The organism is Janthinobacterium aestuarii (assembly GCF_051380835.1).
GTDB classification, from domain to species: domain Bacteria; phylum Pseudomonadota; class Gammaproteobacteria; order Burkholderiales; family Burkholderiaceae_D; genus Janthinobacterium; species Janthinobacterium aestuarii.
In genome coordinates, this window is sequence record NZ_JBNYXU010000003.1 from 55,175 (window position 1) to 73,639 (window position 18,465).

Annotated in this window: 17 protein-coding genes; 4 read left to right on the forward strand and 13 right to left on the reverse strand. The window is 65.3% G+C overall.

The annotated features are described in order from the left end of the window. Positions 1 to 101: 101 nt before the first annotated feature. From ACQ4WO_RS09795 to ACQ4WO_RS09855, 13 genes are all read right to left on the reverse strand, one after another. On the reverse strand, positions 102 to 821 hold the full coding sequence (locus ACQ4WO_RS09795) for a hypothetical protein (protein ID WP_436481226.1): 720 nt from the start codon (positions 819 to 821) through the stop codon (positions 102 to 104). Next, positions 821 to 1,594: an ABC transporter permease subunit gene (locus ACQ4WO_RS09800; protein ID WP_436481227.1), complete on the reverse strand. Its 774-nt coding sequence runs from the start codon at positions 1,592 to 1,594 to the stop codon at positions 821 to 823. Before ACQ4WO_RS09800 ends, ACQ4WO_RS09795 begins: the two co-directional genes overlap by 1 nt. Continuing rightward, the gene (locus ACQ4WO_RS09805) at positions 1,594 to 2,304 is read right to left on the reverse strand and encodes a prepilin-type N-terminal cleavage/methylation domain-containing protein (protein WP_436481228.1); all 711 of its coding nucleotides are present in this window, start codon (positions 2,302 to 2,304) and stop codon (positions 1,594 to 1,596) included. The genes ACQ4WO_RS09800 and ACQ4WO_RS09805 overlap by 1 nt, the downstream gene beginning before the upstream one ends. Further along, the gene (locus tag ACQ4WO_RS09810; protein ID WP_436481229.1) at positions 2,301 to 3,035 is read right to left on the reverse strand and encodes a hypothetical protein; all 735 of its coding nucleotides are present in this window, start codon (positions 3,033 to 3,035) and stop codon (positions 2,301 to 2,303) included. The genes ACQ4WO_RS09805 and ACQ4WO_RS09810 overlap by 4 nt, the downstream gene beginning before the upstream one ends. Further along, a complete protein-coding gene (locus tag ACQ4WO_RS09815) occupies positions 3,032 to 3,469 on the reverse strand; it encodes a hypothetical protein (protein ID WP_436481230.1) in 438 nt (145 codons plus the stop codon). The genes ACQ4WO_RS09810 and ACQ4WO_RS09815 overlap by 4 nt, the downstream gene beginning before the upstream one ends. After that, on the reverse strand, positions 3,466 to 4,170 hold the full coding sequence (locus ACQ4WO_RS09820; RefSeq protein ID WP_436481231.1) for a hypothetical protein: 705 nt from the start codon (positions 4,168 to 4,170) through the stop codon (positions 3,466 to 3,468). Before ACQ4WO_RS09820 ends, ACQ4WO_RS09815 begins: the two co-directional genes overlap by 4 nt. Beyond that, positions 4,167 to 5,744, reverse strand: coding sequence for a hypothetical protein (locus tag ACQ4WO_RS09825; protein ID WP_436481232.1), 1,578 nt, complete (start codon positions 5,742 to 5,744; stop codon positions 4,167 to 4,169). Before ACQ4WO_RS09825 ends, ACQ4WO_RS09820 begins: the two co-directional genes overlap by 4 nt. Positions 5,745 to 5,751: 7 nt before the next feature. Further along, positions 5,752 to 6,957, reverse strand: a complete 1,206-nt coding sequence (locus tag ACQ4WO_RS09830; RefSeq protein WP_436481233.1) for a type II secretion system F family protein — start codon at positions 6,955 to 6,957, stop codon at positions 5,752 to 5,754. Further along, complete coding sequence (locus ACQ4WO_RS09835; protein ID WP_139089607.1) at positions 6,957 to 8,660, reverse strand: GspE/PulE family protein; 1,704 nt, start codon at positions 8,658 to 8,660, stop codon at positions 6,957 to 6,959. Before ACQ4WO_RS09835 ends, ACQ4WO_RS09830 begins: the two co-directional genes overlap by 1 nt. A gap of 7 nt (positions 8,661 to 8,667) precedes the next feature. Beyond that, positions 8,668 to 10,074, reverse strand: a complete 1,407-nt coding sequence (locus ACQ4WO_RS09840) for a tetratricopeptide repeat protein (protein WP_436481234.1) — start codon at positions 10,072 to 10,074, stop codon at positions 8,668 to 8,670. Continuing rightward, positions 10,071 to 12,032, reverse strand: coding sequence for a secretin GspD/PilQ domain-containing protein (locus ACQ4WO_RS09845; protein ID WP_436481235.1), 1,962 nt, complete (start codon positions 12,030 to 12,032; stop codon positions 10,071 to 10,073). Before ACQ4WO_RS09845 ends, ACQ4WO_RS09840 begins: the two co-directional genes overlap by 4 nt. Before the next feature lie 107 nt (positions 12,033 to 12,139). Beyond that, entirely contained in the window at positions 12,140 to 13,534 is a 1,395-nt protein-coding gene (locus ACQ4WO_RS09850; RefSeq protein WP_436481236.1) for an ExeA family protein, read from the reverse strand. Continuing rightward, positions 13,531 to 14,259 (reverse strand): ABC transporter ATP-binding protein, encoded by a 729-nt coding sequence (locus tag ACQ4WO_RS09855; protein ID WP_436481237.1) that lies wholly within the window; start codon positions 14,257 to 14,259, stop codon positions 13,531 to 13,533. Before ACQ4WO_RS09855 ends, ACQ4WO_RS09850 begins: the two co-directional genes overlap by 4 nt. Positions 14,260 to 14,472: 213 nt before the next feature. Between ACQ4WO_RS09855 and ACQ4WO_RS09860 the strand changes: the two genes are divergently transcribed. The 4 genes from ACQ4WO_RS09860 (at position 14,473) to ACQ4WO_RS09875 (ending at position 18,454) form a co-directional block, all read left to right on the forward strand. Next, complete coding sequence (locus tag ACQ4WO_RS09860; protein ID WP_436481238.1) at positions 14,473 to 16,176, forward strand: GspE/PulE family protein; 1,704 nt, start codon at positions 14,473 to 14,475, stop codon at positions 16,174 to 16,176. Between the two features lies 1 nt (position 16,177). After that, positions 16,178 to 17,413: a type II secretion system F family protein gene (locus ACQ4WO_RS09865; RefSeq protein ID WP_436481239.1), complete on the forward strand. Its 1,236-nt coding sequence runs from the start codon at positions 16,178 to 16,180 to the stop codon at positions 17,411 to 17,413. Continuing rightward, on the forward strand, positions 17,413 to 17,919 hold the full coding sequence (locus ACQ4WO_RS09870; protein WP_436481240.1) for a type II secretion system protein: 507 nt from the start codon (positions 17,413 to 17,415) through the stop codon (positions 17,917 to 17,919). The genes ACQ4WO_RS09865 and ACQ4WO_RS09870 overlap by 1 nt, the downstream gene beginning before the upstream one ends. Before the next feature lie 76 nt (positions 17,920 to 17,995). Beyond that, entirely contained in the window at positions 17,996 to 18,454 is a 459-nt protein-coding gene (locus ACQ4WO_RS09875) for a type II secretion system protein (RefSeq protein WP_139089601.1), read from the forward strand. Positions 18,455 to 18,465: the final 11 nt, after the last annotated feature.

Below are 18,465 nucleotides of genomic sequence, written 5' to 3' on the forward strand. Positions count from 1 at the left end.
GGGATTTCCTTGGAAAAAAGTGCTGGTGCTGGGTATGGCAGCTTCAGGACCGCAGTTTACTGCAAATGGCGCCGCGCGCGCAGGGCATTTCGGACGGTGGCTCATGGCGCCGCCTTTTTCTTTTTGGCCAGTTCGTCGAGTTTGCGCGCGAGGAAAGCGAGCTCGTGCGGGTCGCTGATCTGGCCGCTGGCGATCAGGCCGCCGATCACCAGGCGGGCGCTGTCGAGCTGGTCCATGTCTTCCAGGATGAACGCTTCCATTTCGCGCACCCACGGCGGCACGTGCGGCCCCGTCGCCAACTGGCGTAGAGCGCGGGCATAGCCGAGCGCCAGCGGCAGGTCGTGCAGCTGGTGCTTCGCCACCAGCACCGCCTGCGCCATGGCGGGCCAGCGCTGCTGCGGGTCGGCCGCGAAACTGGCGGCGACAAAGGCCAGCATGCGCCGCGCGCGCTGTGGCTCTGCCACGCCCGCGTACACTTCGCTGGCGGCCACCAGCGCGTAGCGGCTGCGCGGGTCGAGCGTTTGCGCCGTCTCCAGCCAGCCGGCCAGGCGGTCATAGTCGAGCGCGCGCCACGGCAGGCTGACGCCGGGCTGGTCCTCGAACGACTGCAGGTACAGCAGCATGGCCTTGGACATGGCCAGCGGTTCGCCCAGGCTGGCCAGGCGCGCCACGCTGGCCGGCGGCGCGGCGGGCAGGGGCCGCGCCTGTGCGGGGGCATGTTGCTGCGCCAGGCGCCAGCCCAGCTGCAGCAGCAGGCAGGCCGCCAGCAGCCAGCACAGGGGGCGCGGCACGCTGCTCCAGGGACGCTGGGCGGCGGCCATCAAATGTTCCTGCGGTAAAAGTCGCACAGCGCGCAGCTGGCCAGCAAGCCGACATAGATGGCCGTTTGCGCCGCCACGCCGGCCAGGGCTTGCCAGTCGCCGGTCGCGTACAGCAGCCATTCCGTGCGGGTGAAGGCGTCGAGGCGGGGCAGCAGCAAGGCCAGCACGTCGATGGCGCCGGCCGTGGCCCGCTGCGGCCAGGAGTCGCCCGCCTGCGGGCCGTGCGCCAGCAGTTGCAGGCTGCCCAGCATGCGCGCCAGCACATAGAAGCCGCCCGTGGCGGCCAGCGCTGGTAAGGCCTGCTGCAGGCTGGCCGCGCACAGCAGGCTGAAGGCGGCGACGATCCACAGTTCGCCCAGCAGGGACAGGGCCCACAGCGCACTTTGCGCGGGCGCGGCGAACAGCGCCATCAACAGGCCGAACAGCACGGCGGGCACGGCCGCCAGCGCCCCGTAGCCGAGCAGTTTGCCCAACAGGTAGGCTGCGCGCGGCATGGGCAGAGCCAGCAGCAACTCGAGGCCCCGGTCGGCCGCTTCGCGCGCCATGCTGGTAATGATGAACGTGGCCAGCAGGAAGACGCTGGCCAGGCGCAAGGTGGCGGCCAGCAGGGACGCCTGCACGGCGCCGCTTTCCGTCAGCGCCAGTTGCTGCAGGAAGCCGGCCAGGCCGGCCGCGGCGCAGGCGGCCAGCACGAACAGCCACGGCAGGCGGCTGCGCAGCGCTTCGAGCAGCGTGTAGCGGGCGATGGTGAGGGCGGGCCGGAGCATGGGCATCAGCGGGGCAGCCTTTGCGCCGCCACCATGCGGTTGAACAGGATGTTGGGCGAGAGCCAGACGATGATATCGTCGAACTCGCCGCCGGGCTGCTGCGGGCCGCTGGCGGCGCGGCTGATGAAGGTGGTGGCGTTCGATGCATTGTTGCGTTCGTCGACATTGTTGCCGAAAGGCACAGCCTGGCGCTGGCCCTGCACGCCCGTGGCGCCGAAGCCGTTTTTCCCATGCGACATGATCATGGCGGGGATGTCCCGCAAGGCCGTCGCCTGCAGCAGCGCGCCGCCGTTGCGCGTGACGATGCTGATGTCGCGCGGCGTGCCCAGATTGAACTGCTGCTCACTGTCGCTGAAGGCCGGCGTGACGCTGTAGCGGAACAGATTGTTCCAGCTGTCGCCCTGGCGCAGCCCCAGGGTGGCCCATGGCAGGAAACCGGCGCGTTTTTCGCCCGTGCAGCGCGTGCCGCGCCGGTCTTCCAGTCCGCTCATTGCGGAAATGGCGGGACACGGCAGATAGCCGTAGCGCAGCGCGTAGCCCGTCAGCGCTTCCTTCGCTTCATTGAGCGCCTGTTGCGTCTCGGCCACCTTGCGCTGTTCCAGTTGCACCGTCAACGGCGTGACCAGGCCGCCTATCATCAGGCCGACGATGACGAGCACGATGGCGATCTCGATCAGGGAAAAGCCGCCCTGGCGGCGCGGATGGAGGGCGCTCATGGCAGGTTGCGCGCGGCGCGCATGCGTTGATACAGGGTAGGCAAGGTAATCCAGGTGAGCATGTCGTCAAAGGCGCCACCGGGCAGCGTGGCAAGGTCGGTGGCGGGGCGGGTGATGAAGCTGCGGCTGGCGCTGTCGTTGGCCGCTTCATCGATATTGCCGCGCGCCGTATTGGTCTGTGGCACGCCGCTGGCGGCCGTGCCATAGTGATCCTTGCCTTGCGAGAACAGCACGATGGGCAGGCATTGGGCGCTGACGTCGCACTGGTCCTGTCCCGCCACGAAGGAGATGGCGCCGCGGCCGTCGCGCGTGACGACGACTCTGTTGGCGACGGCGGAAAACGAGACGATGGGCGCGCGCGCCATTTCCGGCGTGACGCTGTAGCGCAGCAGCTTGCCCCAGGCATCCACGCCATCCACGCCCAGCGCGACCCACGGCAAAAAGCCGCTGCACTCGGTATCGTTGGCGCAGTCGGCGGCCCGTTCGCGCCCGTCGAGGGCGGAAGCGGCCGGACGGGGCAGGCGGCCATTGGTCGCCGCAAAGCCCAGCAAGGCGTCGCGCGCCTGCGCCAGGGTGGCCAGGGTGCGCTGCTGGCGTTCGGCTTCGCCCGTGTTGCGCCCGAAGGCGCTGATCAGCAGGCTGGCCGTGCCCAGGCCCAGCACGGCCACCAGCAGCAACAGGGCGGCGCCGCGCTGGCGACGAGGTTGACGATGCGGTTGGCGCGGCGTCATGGCGGCGCCTCGGTGACCGTGCCGCTGGCCGGATCGTAGCGCTGGCCGGGTTTGAGCAGCAGCACCTGGCCGTTCGACAGGCGCAAGGTCAGGGTGCCGGGCGTGCCGGACTTGTCGCGCGCGAGATGGTTGTGCGGCTCGTTCTGCGCTTCCTGGTTCAGCCAGACGGTGGTGCGGCCGCTGCTGCGCTGTACCACACCATTCAATTCCACGGGCGGGGCGGGCGGCGGTGGCGGCGGCGGGGATGGGGGCGCCGCCAGGGCCGGATCGGGCGCCGGCGGGCCGTAGCGCTGCGCGTCGAGCTGGGCGCGCTGCTCGGGCGACAGGAACAACCGCCCCAGCTGTGGTGGCTGCGCCTGTGCCTGGGCGATGAGCGCGGCGCCAGCCAGCAGCACGCTGAGGACGGGGGCGCGCAGGACGAGGGGGCGCTTCATGGCCGCCCCGGCACGGGCGTGCTGCCCAGGGTCAGCCACAGCAGCTCGCATTCGGCGCCCAGGGCGGGCGCCATGGCGCCCGTAGCGATTGCGTTGCCTGTGCCTGGACTCGCGCCGGCCGTGGCGTGCCGCTTGAGCGTGCAATCCTGCACGGCGAAATAGCCGGCCTGGCGCAAATCGTCCAGCAGGTTCAGCAAATCCATCTCGTGCAGCAAATCCATCTGCAGGCGCATGCGGCTGCCGCGCAGCTGATATTGTCCCATCACCATGGGCAATGGCACTTGCAGCCCTTGCTGCGGGCTGATGTCATAGCTGATCGGCAGCAGTTTGCGCTGTTCCTGGCTGCGGCGGATGGCGTCGATCCAGGCCAGGCGGTTTTCCTCGCCGATCAGGCCGCGCTGGCGCAAGGCGATGAATCGCGGTTCGTAGGCGCGGATTTCCTGCTTCTCCGCCTCCACGTGGTTGAACAGCATGGCGGCCGCCGAACGCGTGCGCTGGGCCAGGTCCAGCTGCTGCGCCTCGCGCTCGCGGTAGGCGATGCTCAGGCTCAGCAGCACCAGGCCGGCCAGCATGGTCAGGGTAAAGCACAGCAGGGCGCGGCGTATCAGGTGCAGTTCGCCCAGCCAGGCGGGCAGCGCGCGCGCGGGCGTGCCGGTCCGCTGCATGCCGGGCAGGGGCGGCTGTTTGACGGGGCCGCTCATGGCTGCCACGCGAGCAAGAGGGTGAAGCGGGCCTGGCTGGCCGGCGCGGGCACGGCGCTCTTGCCGGACAGGGCCGCGCTGGGGCGCAGGTCCAGCGGCGTTTCCTCGATCGTCACCTGCAAGCCCGGCTGGCGCGCCAGGGTTTGCGCGAAGGCCGTGATGGCGGCCAGGGCCACGCGGTAATCATTGTTCGGCATGGCCACGTCCGCTTCCAGGCGCAGCGCCTGCGGCGGTGCGACGGGAATGCCGGCCATGGCGCTGCCGGTCGGCCCTCCCGTACTTTGCTGCTGTTGTTGCTGCTGTTGCGGCGGCTGACTGCCGGCCACGCGCGCGGGCGCCTGGCCCGCATGCCAGTGCAGCTGGCCGAGCGCCACCTGCGGCGCCTGGTCCAGCGCGGCGCTCAGCATGCCCAGCAGCCGGCCCGGCTCCGGCGCCTGGCTGGCGATCATGTAGCCCAGGGTCACGGCCACTTTCATGTTCTGCGTCTTGGTCGGTGCCGGCGGCTGGGTCGACATGACGCTGCGGTAGCGCTCCTGGTAGGACGCCGTTTCCTGCGCCAGGCGCTGCGTGGTGGCTCCGTCGGCTATGCCGCCAAGCAAGTTAATCGCGCACCACAGGGCTGCCGATGCGCCGATCAGCGTGCTGGCGCCATACAGCGTCTTGCGCGCGCGCTGGAAGTGGTAATAGCGGGCCAGCGCGCCGGGCGGATAGTGGCTGGATGGCGGATGCTTGCCCAGCAAGGTCAGCAGCAATTCATCGGCCAGTGCCGGCGTCCGGCGCAAGCCCACCCGTTCGCCGGCCAGCTGCAGGTCGATGAAGTGGTACGCCACTTCGACGCCGTTATCGCACAGCAGTTCTAGCTTGGCGATCTGCGCGGCTGGTGCCAGGATGACGGTATTCAAGACGTCGCCGCGCGCCAGCATGCGCGTGCTGGTGAGAAATTGCCGCGTCTTTTCCGTTTCCAGCGCAATATTCACGGCCACGCCGTCGAGCGCGATGGTGGCCGTCTGGCGCGAAAAGCGCAGCTGGCCCTTTTCATAGTAACTTTGCCGCAAGCCGCCCGACTGCTGCGTCACCAGCAGCAAGTGTTCATGCGCGATCGACAGCTTTTTGACCAGCGCAATACTGAGCAGGCTGGTCGAATAAATGCCGGCCACGGGCACGCGCAAGTGCTCGAGCGCCTCCGTCCACGGCTGCAGCAAGGATGGGTTGGTCAGGGCAAAGAACAGCACCTGGTCGTCGTGGCGGCCGGTGCTTTCGCGGCCCAGCAGGGTGCTGCCCCTGTAGGGCGTATCGCGGTGCAATTGCTGTTTGCGCCGCTCCAGCAGCGCTCGGCCCGCCTTGCCGCGCACGTGGGGCAGCAGCTGGCGCTGGAAATCTTCCTCGATCAAGTCCGTCAGCAGGTAAGCGGGCACGTCGAGACGGTGCGCCTGCGGATCTTCCAGCCACGCGGCGAAACCGTCCAGCCCGGCCGCGCTGGCGGGAAAGGCCTGGCCCGGGCCCAGTACGCCGTGGTCCCAGTCGTAGGCGCACAGGGCGTCGCTGGTGATGTAGAGTAATTGTTTGCGGAACACGGCGGCCTCAGGTCTTGATTGTACTGATGGTGTCGTAGATCGGCCCCAGCACCGACAGCATGATCCAGCCCAGCAGCAGCCCCAGGATGACCGTCATGGTCGGCTCGATCATGGCTTGCACTTTTTCAATCAATTCCTTCACTTCCCGGTTGTAAAAGTAACTGACATTGCGCAAGGCCGTGTCCAGCGAGCCTGTGGCCTCGCCCACCTTCAGCATGCGGATCACCAGCGGCGGAAAGATGCCCGTGTGCTGGAAGGCGGCCGTGACGCCGTAGCCCTCGCTGATCAGCTGGGCGGCGCGGCGCAGGCCGGTCGCCACCACCTGGTTGCCGGCGATGCCTTCGGACAGGCGAATGCATTCGAGTATCGTGATGCCGGAAGCATACATCAGGGCGAAAAATGTGGCGAAGCGGGCCAGGATGATCTTGTGCAGCACCGGTCCGACCAGCCACAGCCGCAGCTTCAGGCCATCCCAGGCATAGCGCGCACCGCTGCTCCTGCGGATGAGGGAGCGCAGACCGAAATACAGCAGCACGGGCAAGGCCAGCAGCACATACCAGTATGCGATGAAGACATTCGACACGGCAATCAGCACGCGCGTGTGCAGCGGCAGCTCGCCGCCCATGTTGCGAATAAACGCCGTCAGCTGGGGGACCAGATAAATCATCAGGAAAAACGTCACGGCCGCCACGACGATGGCGACGATGATCGGATACATGACGATCTTGCGCGTCTGCGACGCCAGCTCGTCCTGCCATTTCAGACTTTCCGACAGGTTCTTGAAGACTTCGGCGATCTTGCCGCTCTGTTCACCCGCCAGTATCAGGCTCGTGAACGTGGCGTCGAAGATGTCGCCATGCTGGGCCAGCGCGCCCGACAGGGGCAGGCCGCCTTCGATGCTTTCGATCAGATCCGTGACGACTTCGCGCAGGCGCGGGTGGTCCGTGCTTTCACGCAAGTCGTTCAAGCCATCCAGGATGGGCACACCGGCGCCCGTCAATTGCTCCATGTGGAAGCAGAAATTGATCAGGTCGCGGCGGTGGATGACCCGCTTGCCCAGCAGCACCAGGTACTGGCCCGTGATCTTGCAGTCGATCAAGTCGAGCTGCATGCGGTGCAGGCGCGCTTCCAGGTCCGGCACGTTGGCCGCCTCCATGCTGCCGGGAATCAATGTGCCGGCGGCATCCATGGCGCGGTAGACATATTGCGCCATCAGGCCAGCCTTTCCGTCAGGTCGACCACGCGGCCCACTTCTTCCAGCGTGGTGACGCCTTCCATCACGCGGCGCATGCCGTCGTCGACGAGGCCCTTGAAGCCGCCCGCGCGCGCCGCGTTCTTCAATTCGCGCGAACTGGCGCGGCGCGCCGTCAATTCATCGAGTTCGGCCGTCATCTTGAGGATTTCCATGATGGCCAGGCGGCCCTTGTAGCCCTGGTGCGCGCAGCGCTCGCAGCCGACGGCGCGGCAGATGGACACGGGCGCATCGTCCATTGCCAGGCCCAGCAGGCGTCGCTCGACGTCGTCGGCGATCGCGGTTTCCTTGCAATGCGGACACAAACGGCGCACGAGGCGCTGCGCCACGATGCCGATGATGTTGCCGGCCATGATGTCGGGCAGGATGCCGATATCGAGCAGGCGCGAGATGGAGCCGATGGACGAGTTCGTGTGCAGGGTGGAATACACCTGGTGGCCCGTCATGGCGGCGGCAAAGGCCATTTCCGCCGTTTCGCGGTCGCGGATCTCGCCAACTAAAATGATGTCCGGGTCTTGCCGCATCATCGAGCGGATGCCGTCGGCAAAGCCCAGCTTGACGGATTCGTTGACGGAGGTCTGGCGTATCATGTTCATCGGATACTCGACCGGATCCTCCAGCGTCATGATGTTGACGCTTTCCGTATTGATGTGATTGATGATCGAATACAGGGTCGTGGTCTTGCCGCTGCCCGTCGGGCCCGTCACGAGGATCACGCCGTCGGGCCGCGCGATCATGAGTTTCAGCAAGTTCAGTTCCGCCTCGGCCAGGCCCAGGGCGTCGAGCGGCACGATGCCTTTCTGGCGGTCCAGCACGCGCAGCACGAAGTTTTCGCCATGGGTGGTGGGCTGCGCCGACGCGCGAAAGTCGATTTGCCGCCCGGAAAACTTGATGCTGATGCGCCCATCCTGCGGCGCGCGCGCCTCGGCGATATTCATGTTCGACATCACCTTCAGGCGCACGGCCATGGCCGGCCAGTACGATTTGTGCAGGCTGCGGATTTGCCGCAGGATGCCGTCGATGCGGTAGCGGATGCGCAGGAACGACTGTTCCGGTTCGAAATGGATGTCCGAGGCGCCGTTCTGCACGGCATCGGCCAGCAGTGCATCGATCAGGCGCACCATGGGCTGGCTGTACTCGTCCGACGGCGAGGCCATGCTTTGATAGCTGACTTCGCCCGTTTCGATTTCGTGCAGGATGCCGTCGATCGACAGTTCAAAGCCATAGTACTGGTCGATGGCGCGCGAAATGTCCGACTCGTTGACGAGCACGGTGGAAATCGTGATGCCCTTGACCAGCATGGCGCTGATCTGGTCGAGCGCGACGATGTTGCTGGTGTCGGCCATGGCCAGGATCAAATTGTCCGCCTGCCGTTCATACACGATGGGGAAGACGCGGTAGCGCTTGGCCACGTCCTTCGGGATCAGTTTCAGGGCGATGGCGTCGACCACCAGGCTCGACAGGTCCGCGCTGACCTGTTTCAGGTTTTCGCTGAGCGCTTCGCGCACGGTGGCTTCCGTGACGAAACCCAGGGTGATCAGCAGCTTGCCCAGCGGTTCGCTGCTGCGCCGCTGCTCGATCAAGGCGATGCGCAGCTGGTCTTCGCTGATCACGCCTTTCTGGATCAGCAATTTGCCCAGCGGAAGTTTTGCCTGTTCTGCCATGTAATGCTTATTCCTGACGGGGTGTGATGGTGGCCGGCTCGGCCGCGGGTGCTGCCGACGCCGCAGGGGCGGCCAGTTCGCGCAAGCGCGTTTGCACGACGGCCTGGTCGAACGCGGCCTGCGTGGTTTGCGCCAGGGTCAAGGCGCGCTGGTAATAGGTGGCGGCCAGTTTCGGCTGGTTCAGCCGGTCCAGGCCCACGGCCAGGTTGAAGGCGTAATCGGGATTGCCGGGCGCGGCGCTGTAGGCACGGAAAAATTGCTGCTGCGCTTCATTCCAGCGGCGCTGCTTGGCGTACACATTGCCCAGTGCAAACAGCACGGGGCCGCTGTCGGGGGTACGCGCCAGGATGGCTTTCAGTTTTGCCTCGCTCTGCACGACGTCGCCCTGGCGCAGGCCGATCAGGCCGGCCAGCGCTACGCCATCATCGGGATTGATTTCCAGCAAACGCACGTACAGCGACGCCGCTTGCGCGCCCTGGTTCTCGCGCTGGGCCACGGCCGCCAGGCCCAGCAGCGCGTCGCGGTTGTTGGCATCCTGCTGCAGCACGCTTTCATATTGCTGGCGCGCCGCGCCCAGCTGGCCCCCGTTAAAGGCTTGGTAGGCTTGCTGCACGCCGGGGTTGATCTGCGGCGCCGTATCGTTGCGTACTACCTGGATCTGGCTGTTGTCGGGCGCGGCGACCGGTGGCAGGCTGGGCGGCGCAGGCGGCTGCAGTTGCGCCAGCTGGGCGGCCACGGCCGCTTGCGCGGCGGCCTGTATCATCGCCTGCTGTTCCGCCGCGCCGGCCGGCTGGCGCTGTTCGCGCGGCATGTCTTGCGGCAGCGGCGCGGGCGCGGGGGCGTCCGGCAGGGCGCCGCCGGCCCCTGGCAACACCACGATGGGACCGGCAACGCCGGATGTGCCCGGGGCGTCCGTCAGCGGCATGGGCACGCCGGGCAGGTTGGCGCCCGCGCCGGGGCTGCTGCTGGCGCGCCAGTACCAGTAGGCCATGGAACCTGCCACCAGCAGCAGGATCGCCAGCAGCACGGCCAGGCGCACGGTGGCCGGGTCGACGCTGATGGGACCGCTGGGACCTTTCGGCGGCGGATTGCTGCGGCTGGCGCGCGGCTTGGCGGGCGGCGGTTCCGGGCGCGCGCGCGGTGGCTCGGGGGGCGGGCCGGCTTGCGGAGCGGGCTGGGCGCTACTCGGCTCGGGCCGCGGCGCGGGAGCGTCCGTCAGCGGTTCCAGGCGCAAGGTGCTTGCCGGCTGCACGGGCGGTGGCGCAACTGGCGCGGGACGGGGCGGCAGGGCGTCGGCCGGCGCCAGTTCCAGCACCTGGTCGTAGGCTTCGGACGGCTTTTCCAGTTCCTCGTCGGAAAGGCTGTTCTGCTTGGCGCGCTCGGCTTTCTTGAGCGCCTGCATCAGCAAGCTCATGGGACGTCTCCCTGCAGGCGTGCCTGCGGCTGGACGGCGGGCGCCGGCGGGCCATCCGTGTACGGCTGGCTGTTGAGCGGCGCCTGGCCGGGCAGCAGATAACGGTAGTCGCGGTAATCGCCCTCGACGCTGGCATCCTTGACCACGACGGGGCGCATGAAGATCACCAGTTCCGTCTTGCTGCTTGCCTCGTTACGATAGGTAAACAAATTGCCGACCAGGGGCAGGCTGGACAGGCCGGGCACGCCATCCTTGGCATTGTCGACGGAGTCCTGCATCAGGCCGCCCATCACGGCGATCTGGCCATTGCCCACTTTCATGATCGATTCCAGTTCGCGCGCCTGGATCACGGGCACGCGGCTGATCACGGTTGCCAGGGCCGGATTCGGGTCTTGCACGTAGCCGACGATGCGCGTAATGGTGGGGCGCACGTTCAGGGTGACTTCATCGCTCTCGGAAATTTGCGGCGTGACGCTCATGACGAAGCCGACGGGCACCGTTTCCAGTTTCGACTCATACGTTGCCGGCGTGGTGATGGTGCCCGTGGAGCTGATCACGGCGGGCGTCACCTTGATGGTAAAGAAGACATTGTTGTCGACCACCTTCAGCATGGCCGTCTGATTGTTGAGCACGCTGATCTTCGGGCTGGACAGCACTTTCACCTTGCCGAACGATTCGAGCAGCTGGATGGTCGTGCTGAAACTGTCCTTCAGATAATTGAGCACGAAGATGCCCGGCGTGGCGCCGGGCGTGACGCCGCTGCTGAGCGCCTGGGTGCCCACTTGCCTCTGCGTCAGGCTCAGGCTGCCCGTCAGGCGCGACCAGTTGATGCCTTGCTGGTACTCATTGCTCAGCCGCACTTCGATGATGGTCGCTTCGATCAGCACCTGGCGCTTGGCGCTGTGTAATACCGCGTCGAGGAATTCGGCGATCTTTTCGTGCTGGCGCCCCGTGGCCCGCACGGCGATCAAGCCGCCTTCCACATTGACGACGACGGACGAGGGACTGCCCTTGTTGGCCAGTTTCAATAGCGGCATGCCGTTCGCGTCGAGCGGCTGGGACGGGGTCGCGTTGGCGTTGCCCTGCTGCTGGCCTGGCGCATACTGGCCGCCGGTCTGCATCGGCGCCTGGCTGCCATATTGATTGCCGGCCTGATTCTGCTGCTGGCCAGGCTGGCCTTGTTGTCCCTGCTGTACTTGTTGCCCTTGCTGTCCTTGCTGTCCTTGTTGACCGGGCATGCTCGTCAATTGCTGGTTCAGCTGCGCCAGCGGGTCCACCTGCACGTCGTTGAGCGTGGTCTCGCGCAGCAGGTCGCGGATATTCTTTTCCAGGCTGTACCAGAAATTATTTTCCGAACGATTGACGACCAGAGTGGTCGAGTTGTTATTGCCGCCGCTGCCGCTGCCTTGCGTGCCGCCGACGGGGTTGCTGGCGCTGTTCGACCCGCCGCCCGCCGTGGAAATTTGCGTGGCGATATTCACGCTGCTGTTGGTGCTGCGCGCCATGTTGACGTAATCGACCTTGTAATTGCGCCATACGGGCGCGTCGGGCAGCACCGTCAGGTTCTTGCCATCGATTTCGTAGCGCATATCGACTTGCTTGCCGATACGCGTCAGCAGTTGCGGCAGGGTCTGGTTCAGCGCATTCAGGGTGACGCTGCCCTCGATCTGCGGGTGGATGTCGATATTCATGCCCGCGTCGCGCGCCAGCGCAAACAGCAGCGATTGCACGGGCACCTTGTGTACGGTGACGCTGTAGGTTTCCACTTTGGGCGCAGGCAGGGGCGCGGCCAGCGCGCTGCTTTGCTGCACCGGTTCGGGAATGGCGCCGGCTGGCCGGGGCGGGGCATTGATGTGGGCAGGCGACAGCGGCGTTTGATGCGTGGCGCAGCCGGACAGCACGGTGCTGCAGGCGAGGGCGACCCAGGAGGCCAGCACAGGAATAGGGTGTTGATTCATGAAAAGTTCGCCCTTTGAGTCGTGTTGTGCTTTTGTAATTTTACCCAGCATGATCGCCTAAAAGCAATCGGCTGTGCGGGCCCCGGAGGCAATATACCGAAATAAAGTCAGGGGGCGCCACGCCCCGTGTGTGCCGGTGCTGCGGCTTTAATTTCCGTACGGATACTATCTATGTCGTTCAGCAATATTTTCTGTGGCGACGTAGGGGCCAGCCTGGCCCAAACGGCCTCGGCGCTGGCCCGGTCGGCGAAGCTGCCGTAGACGATGTCCAGGCGCCCGGCGGTGCTCGCGGACGCTGCGCCAGGCAGGCGAAACACGTGCAGGTCGCGCAAGCCGATGGCTTGCTGCGCCTGCTGCAGGAAAGTTTCCGCCGCGGCCGTTTCGGTGGCGGGCAAGCTGGCGATGTGCAGCACCAGTTGCTGCGGTCCTTGCCGTGCCAGCCAGTCGCGCGATTCGGCCAGCTTGCTGTCGAGCAGCGTCGAGCGTGCTGGCAGCGCAGGCAGCGGCGCGCGCGGGACCGCGCCCGGGGCCGGGATCGCCGCTGTCGTCCCCGGCGTCAGCCATTGCCACAGCAGCGCAGCGGCCAGGAGCAGCATCAGTGCGCTCAAGGCGCCCGCCACCAGCTTGCCCGCATGCCAGGGCGGGCGGTGAAATGGGCTGTCGGCAATGGCCAGGCGCACGTGGCGCGCGCCAATTTCCTGCGCATCGTCCGCAAACGCGGCCAGCAGGGCCTTGTCGGCCAGGATATTGACCCTGCGTACGATGCCTTGCGCCGCGCGCGCCAGCCGGCGCAGCGCGGCCGGTGTAAACACGAGCGGCGCCATGCGGCCGGCGGCGGCCAGGCGGCAGGTCAGATAATCGTTCAGCAAGGCTTGCGGCAGGCGCGGCACGGTGAAACTGTGGGTGATGCGCTCCTTCAATTGGCGGAACTGGGGCAAGTCCAGCGTGTGCTGCAATTCCGGCTGGCCAAACAGCACGATTTGCAGCAGCTTGTGGCTGGCCGTTTCCAGGTTCGTCAGCAGGCGCAGCGCTTCCAGGGTGGCGCCCGGCATGGCTTGCGCTTCTTCGGCCAGCAGCACCACCTGGCGCCCCGCCGCATGCCGGGCGATCAGCTCGCTATGCAGGGCGCGCAGCACGGCATCGGCACGGCAGTCGTCCAGTTCCAGACCCAGTTCGGCGGCGATGGCGTGCAGGACTTCGTCCGGCTCCAGGCGGGGATTGAGCAAATACAGCACGTCGACCTGGGGCGGCAGGCGCTCGGCCAGCATACGGCACAGCATGGTCTTGCCGCTGCCCACTTCGCCCGTCAGCTTGATGATGCCTTCGCCTTGCGTGACGGCATACAGCAGCGCGTCGAGTAGTTCGCCCCGTGTATTGCCCGTATAAAAAAAGGCCGGGTCTGGCGTGATGCCGAACGGCGCCGTGCGCAAGCCGAAATGGCGCAGATACATGCCGTGCGGCGAGGGCGCGTAGTGGCTGGAAACCTGCGTGTCGGCGTTCATGTCGCGATGCAATTGAGGAAAGCCTGCTCCAGGCTGGCGTCTTCCGTGCCGCCATGGCGGGCGCGGCATTCGGCAGGCGTGCCTGTAAACACGATGCGGCCCGCATGCAGGATGGCCATGCGGTCGCACAATTCTTCCACGTCGGCCAGCGCATGCGAAGTGAGCAGGGCGCCGCGGCCCTGCGCGCGCGCTTGCCGCAGCACTTGCTTGAATTGCGCGCGCGCTTTCGGGTCGAGTCCGCTCATCGGTTCATCGAGCACCAGTTGCCGCTTGCCCGACAGCAGGCAGGCGGCCAGCCCCAGTTTCTGCATCATGCCTTTCGAATATGCGCGCGCGGGGCGCAGCAGGGCGTCCGGCGCCAGGTCCAGCGCATCCAGGGCTTGCTGCACGGCTTGCGCATCGGGACGCACCTCGTGCAGGCGCGACAGATAGCGCAGGAAGTCGCCGCCCGTCAGGTAATACGGCGCCTGGAAACGTTCCGGCAGAAACGACAGCGGTTGGCGCGTCGCGCCGTGCCGGTGCGGCTGGCCGAAGATGGCGATGTCTCCCCGCTCCGGTGTGCAAAAGTCCAGCAGGCATTTCAGCAGGCTCGTTTTTCCCGCGCCATTCACACCGACCAGGCCGAACAGTTCACCCGCGCGCACCTGCAGGTCGACGCCGCGCAGCACGGCGCTGCCCGCCAGTTGCAGATGCACGTTGTGGAACTCGATGGCGCAGGCATTCATAGGGGCAAGGGTCGGCAGGGAAGACGGGGAAGGACCTCCATTATTGCCATGGGCGCAGGTGGGCGGCAAGCGTTTCCTTGCAGTGTGTTGAAATGCACAAAAATCAAACGTTGGAATGTATTTTCTTTAAGAAACAACAGGTTCTGGAATAAAATACCCCCGCGCGCCGCTGGCGTGTATCGTCTGTGGAATTTGTTTGTCGAGGAGCATGCAATGGCAAGGCCAGAGAAAGTCCGGCTCGGTGAAATTTTGGTGCAGCAGAAATTGCTGACGGAAGAACAGTTGGGCCAGGCCTTGACGGAACAGAAGCGTTCGGGACGCAAGCTGGGCCGCGTTTTTGTCGAGCACGGCTTCGTCACGGAAGAGCAGATTTCGGGCGCGCTGGCGCGCCAGCTCGACATTCCCTACATCAATCTGAAGTTTTTCAACATCAATCCCGAACTGGTGCGGCTGCTGCCGGAAACCCAGGCGCGCCGTTTCCGCGCGCTGGTGCTGGAAGACCGCCGCGAAGGCTTGCTGGTCGGCATGTCCGATCCGACCGACCTGTTCGCGTACGATGAAATTTCGCGCCTGGTCAAGCGCCAGATCGAGCTGGCCGTGGTCAATGAAACGGAAGTGCTGGCCGCCATCGACCGCATCTACCGCCGCACGGAAGATATTTCGACCCTGACGCGCGAGCTGGAGCAGGACCTGGGCGACGTGTCCGTCGACTTCGGCGCGCTGGCCGCCAATCCGGGCCTGGAAGAGGCGCCCATCGTCAAGCTGCTGCAATCCGTGTTCGAGGATGCCACGCAGGTGCGCGCATCGGACATCCACATCGAGCCGCAGGAAGGCCGGCTGCAAATCCGTTTCCGCATCGATGGCGTGCTGCACCTGCAGACGGAAGCGGACAGCAAGATCGCCAGTTCGCTGGCGCTGCGTCTGAAACTGATGTCGGACCTCGATATTTCCGAGAAGCGTCTGCCGCAGGATGGCCGCTTCGCCATCCGCGTGAAAAACCAGCGCATCGACGTGCGTATCTCCACCATGCCGACGCAGTACGGCGAATCCGTCGTGATGCGTCTGCTGAACCAGGGCGGCACGACCTTGCGCCTGGATGCCATCGGCATGCCGCCTGCGCTGGTGGCGCAGTTCCGCGCCATCGTCAGCCGCCCGAACGGTCTCGTGCTGGTGACGGGGCCGACCGGTAGCGGCAAGACGACGACCTTGTATTGCGCCTTGTCCGAACTCAATTCCGTGGAAAAAAAGCTCATCACGGTGGAAGACCCCGTCGAGTACCGCTTGCCCGGCATTAACCAGGTGCAAGTGAACGAGAAGATCGAGCTGAACTTTGCCAGGGTGCTGCGTTCGGCCTTGCGGCAAGATCCCGACATCGTGCTCGTCGGCGAGATGCGCGACCAGGAAACGGCGCAGATCGGCCTGCGCGCCGCCATGACGGGTCACTTGGTGCTGTCGACCCTGCATACGAACGACGCCATCAGCACGCCGCTGCGGCTGATGGACATGGGCGTGCCCCGCTACATGGTGGGCAGCTCGCTGCAAGCCGTGCTGGCGCAGCGCCTGGTGCGCGTGATCTGCGAAAGCTGCAGCACGCCATACCAGCCCACGCCGAACGAATACGAATGGCTGCGCCTGGAACTGGGCGAGCTCGTCGAGCGCAACCAGTATTTCCACGGCAAGGGCTGTTCGCATTGCAACGGCATGGGTTACCGTGGCCGTACGGGCGTGTATGAATTGCTGGAAATCACGCGCGCCGTGGCCGACGCCGCCAACCATGCCGACCCATCGCACTTCATGAAGGTGGCGACGGCGCAGATGGCGGGCGAAACTTTGCGCCGCCACGCCGTGCAACTGGTGGTACAGGGCCGTACGACGGTGATGGAAGCGATGCGCATCAGCAACCAGAGCGAGGATTGAGGTGCCGTTTTTCTCCTACAAGGCACGTAGCGCCAGCGGCGAACTGCTGACCGGCGTGATGGAAGGCGCCGACAGCGGCGCCGTGGCCGACCAGTTGATGGCGGGCGGCAGCACGCCCGTCGATATCAGCGCGACGAAACAGACGGTGACGAAGGCCGGCGCCAACCAGCTGGGCTGGTGGGCCAGGCTGACCGAGAAAAAAGTCGCGCCCATGGACGTGCAGCTGTTCAGCCGCCAGCTGTACACCCTGCTCAAGGCGGGCGTGCCCATCATGCGCGGCCTGGCCGGCTTGCAGGAGTCCGCCATCAGCCCCGCGTTCGGACGCATCATCAAGGATGTGCGCGAGTCGCTCGACGCGGGGCGCGAGCTGTCGGCCGCCATGGCGCGCCACCCCACGATCTTCACGCCGTTTTACTTGTCGATGGTGCGCGTGGGCGAAATGACGGGGCGCCTCGACGAAGTGTTTTTGCGCCTGTTCAACCACCTGGAATTCGACCGCGACATGCGCGCGCGCGTGAAAACGGCGACGCGCTACCCGACCTTCGTCGTCTTCGCCATGCTCGCCGCCATGATCGTGGTGAATATCTTCGTCATTCCCCAGTTCGAGAAAGTGTTCGCCAGCTTCCACGCGGAACTGCCGCTGATGACGCGCATCCTGATCGGTACCTCGCGCTTCACGGTGACGTACTGGCCCATCCTGCTGATGCTGGGCGTGGGCGGCTTTTTCGGCTGGCGCGCCTGGCTGCGCACGAAGGATGGCTTATATAAATGGGACCGCGCCAAGCTGCGCTTGCCGATCGCCGGCAAGATCATCCTGAAGGGCACGATGGCCCGCTTTGCGCGCAGTTTCGCCTTGTCGAGCACGAGCGGCGTACCCATCGTGCAGGCGCTGACGGTGGTGTCGCAAACGGTCGACAATACTTACCTGAGCGCGCGCGTGGAACAGATGCGCGACGGCGTCGAGCGGGGCGAAAGCATCTTGCGCACCTCGGTCGCGGCCGGCGTGTTTACGCCCGTGGTGCTGCAGATGATCGCCGTGGGCGAGGAATCCGGTTCGCTCGACGACCTGATGGACGAGATCGCGGATATGTACGAGCGCGAAGTCGACTATGAATTGAAGACCCTGTCGGCGCAGATCGAGCCGATTTTGATCGTCTTCCTCGGCGCCATGGTGCTGGTGCTGGCGCTGGGCATCTTCCTGCCGATCTGGGACCTGGGCCGGGCGGCCCTGCACTGATGGCAAAGCCGTTCCGCCAGCGCGGTTTCACCCTGTTCGAGCTGGCGGTGGTGGCGGGCGTGTTCGCCATCCTGACGGCGGTATTGTTGAACCGGGTCGGCTATTACCAGCGGCAGGCGCAGCAGGTGGGCGTGGCGCAGATGCTCGGCATCTTGCGCACGAGCTTGCGGGTGCAGGTGCTGCAGCTGTACCTGGCGGACCGGCGCGACAGAATGCCGGCGCTGGCGCGGCAAAACCCGTTCGACTGGCTGGCCGACAAGCCAGCCAACTATCTGGGCGAGTTCGCGCAGCCGGACCTTGCAAAATTACCAGCGGGGAATTGGTTGTACGACAAAAAAGAACAAAAAATTATCTATTTGTTTAGTAATGGCAATATTTTTCCGACCACAAGGGTTGATTCAGTGAAATTTAAGGTAACCTTGCCGGGTGCAGACGCCGATCTTGGCAAGCTCGCCCAGGAGCCCGATATCGTGGTGTGGAAATCGCCGGACTCGGCAGCAAACTGACGCGCTTTCTGGTCAGGTGCAGCGACAGTTTCATGGCGTTGGTTTTGATGTTTTTATTTGATTTTGGAGAGCAAGAATGAACAAGTCTTTACGTAGTATGAAAAGCGGCGCCCAGGCAGGTTTTACCCTGATCGAACTGATCGTCGTCATCGTGATCCTCGGCATCCTGGCGGCGACGGCGATTCCTAAATTTATCGACATGTCGACTGATGCGCGTATTGCCAAGATGAATGCGGCGGTAGGCGCCATGAAGGCAGGTGCGGCGCTGTACCATGCGCAGTGGCTGGTCAAGGGCTCGGTCGATACGCCGAAGGTGCAGATGGAAGGCAAGGATATCGACGGTGCATTTGGTTACCCGACAACTGCCAGCATCATCGATGCTGCAGGCTTGACTGATCCTGACTACAAGTTTTCTGGTGGTGTCGTGACGCCTGATGCAACGCGTACAGCGTGCAAGGTTACCTATGTCGCTCCTGCCGCGGCTGGCGGCGCGCCGACCATCACGCCTGCTCTGGCGACTGCAGATTGTAAATAATTTGTACTGAC